This window comes from Lancefieldella parvula (assembly GCF_963530955.1).
Taxonomy (GTDB): Bacteria; Actinomycetota; Coriobacteriia; order Coriobacteriales; family Atopobiaceae; genus Lancefieldella; species Lancefieldella parvula_A.
Map to the genome: position 1 here is coordinate 1 of NZ_CAUSFQ010000134.1, position 2523 is coordinate 2523.

Genomic DNA, 2523 nt, shown 5'->3' on the forward strand with positions numbered 1-2523 from the left:
CTAATGACGCCATTAGGTTTAATGGTTATCGAGCAACGGTGTATCAGCCTCTGCCTTCTGCTTCTTCGCAGCAGGTAGACATCACTTTGACGGTTACCGATAAAGAAAATCCTGAGGTAACAGTTTCTAAGACGCTAACGGTTACGGTAAGCCCCCTGAATCAAGCTGACATTGATGCAGAGCTTGCTTTGATGAATGAGTCAAAGGCTCATTTCTGGGACGCTCTTGCTACTCCTTCTGGTCAGCAGGATAAACAGGACAGCGTTTCTGAGTCCTTGGCTACACCAAATAAGTTCTATCGAGCTGCAGATGGCTCTTTGACCTGGTCGTATGATGTTAACAATACCGATAAGACCGCAAGTGGTATTGTGCCTTCGGAGTTCCCAACGTATGACCCTATGGGCCCTGCTGATCAGGCGCGCACCTACAGCTCTTCTCAGCCAACAATCATTCAGAACGAGAACCTTGTTCTAGCACAGACTCCTGAGTACAACACTTCTGTTACGGTTTCTGCGCTTCTTTCAAGTGCACGTTATTCTCGCTATGCAAGCTTGTATCCAGATAATGAGCAGTTCCAGGCTCTTACTAATCAGAAAGTTTCTGCCACCTTTACCGTGGCGGGCGAGAAGGGCGCTCGATCTGCAGAGGAAGATCCAGACCCAAGTCAGCTTGTTTCCGTCACTCTTTCTGTAGTAGGTCTTGATAAAGACGGTAAGCCTCAGCACTGGGCTCCTACGCAGACTATTGAGGTCCGTAAGGGTACCACTGCTGACAAGGTAACGTATGACTACCTGAAGAATAATGGCCTTACCTACGATGCAGCGGGCGGTTATTTGTCTTCTATTACGTCGCCTTCACAGGGACTTACACTTGCAACAGCGCAGGTAGATGGCGCCTATAAATGGTGGCAGTTCTTTGTAAACGGTCAGCTTTCGGACAAGATGGCAAACAACGTTGCCTTGGACGAAAACACTACCATTACCTGGACATATGGTGGTCAGGATAGCTCTATTCCAACTCCTCAAAATGAGTTGGTCATCAATCCATTTGCTGAGCACCCTAATTACGATGCATCTTGGGGCGGTTTTGGTAGCGGAAACGGTTCCACTACTACGCAGAGCACCCCAATTAACTCTGCAGCCTTGCGCTGGAGTGTTACTGAGGGAACTCAAAATGCACCAGGATTTATTTCTGACCAGGTCATTGTTAAAGATACTGTCTATTACGTAAGCGGTTCTACTCTCAAAGCAGTTGACGCTGCAACAGGTAACCTTATTGCTGAGGCACAGATTGGCTCTAAGGTCTCGTACTTTGCACGTCCTCTGTACGTTAATGGCATGATTGTTGTTGCTACCGATGATGGCTGTCTTACTGCTTTCTCGGCAACAACTATGGAGTGCATCTGGAAGACAGAACCCCTGGATACTACTAATACGCTGCAATCTGTTTCTAGCCTGACGGTTAATAACGGCACTATCTTGGCTGAGTTTACTAAGATGAGTGGATTTGACGCAGCTGGCGGCTACATGGTTGCTGTTGACGCTACGACGGGCGCGCTTCGCTGGAAGCAGAACGCACAACCTGCAAATACACCTGGTGCCACCTCTGGTCAGGCTTCGGGCTATTACTGGTCTGGTGCAGCGGCTTCTGGCTCTGACTTTATGATTGGTGACGAGTCCTCTTCAGTCAGACTCATTAGTGGTACAACTGGTGCCATTGAAGCTGAGCTTAATCTTGGATCGCCAATTCGCGCAGGTATTGTTCCTGTCTCCGTTGATCAAAACGGTAACGGAACCTACCTTGCGGTAACCAGAAATGACGGCACACTGCATCTGATTAGAAGAAATGGCTCTTCTCTTGTTGAGGAGAAGCAGGTCAAATTTGCAGCAGAGTCTACCTCTACGCCAACAATCAGCGGTTCTAATGTCTTTGTTAACGGTGTCGATGCTGAGGGCTACGGAACTATCTCTGTGATTTCTCTTGACACCTTTACGGTGACTGACCAAGCTCGTGCTGGCAAGGGTAAGTCTCAGAGCACCCCTCTTGTTTCTGTTCAACAAAACGGTACCTATGCCTACTTCACGGTAAACGGTCTACCTGGTGGCGTATGGGTATACAAGTTGGGCACCAGCCGAGCAGCTCAGATTTACACTCCTGATAAAGATCACCAGAACTACACTACATCGTCGGTAATTGCAGACTTTGAGGGCAATCTTTACTACACCAACGACTCCGGCACGCTTTTCTCGCTTATTAATCAGAAACCTTCTGGCGAGAATACCCAGCCATCTGGAGACATTTTTAGCAGGACAGATTCCACAGCTACAAACGTGCCAGCTCAAGACCCTTCATCTCCAGCTGCGCATGAAACTTCCTCGACCACCGCTGCGAGTGCTGGTGAGGAGGTTACAAAGGCTCCATCTGAGAACAAGACTGCAGACACTAACTCTGACGAGAAGCAGCTTCCACCTACTGAATACTCAAATAAGCAGGCCGCTGCCCCACAGCAGGTGTCCTCTGCGC

1 protein-coding gene is annotated in these 2523 nt (G+C 48.7%); it reads left to right on the plus strand.

The features are described from left to right. On the plus strand, positions 1-2523 hold a 2523-nt coding region (locus RWJ43_RS06690; protein ID WP_314009168.1), incomplete at both ends, for a PQQ-binding-like beta-propeller repeat protein.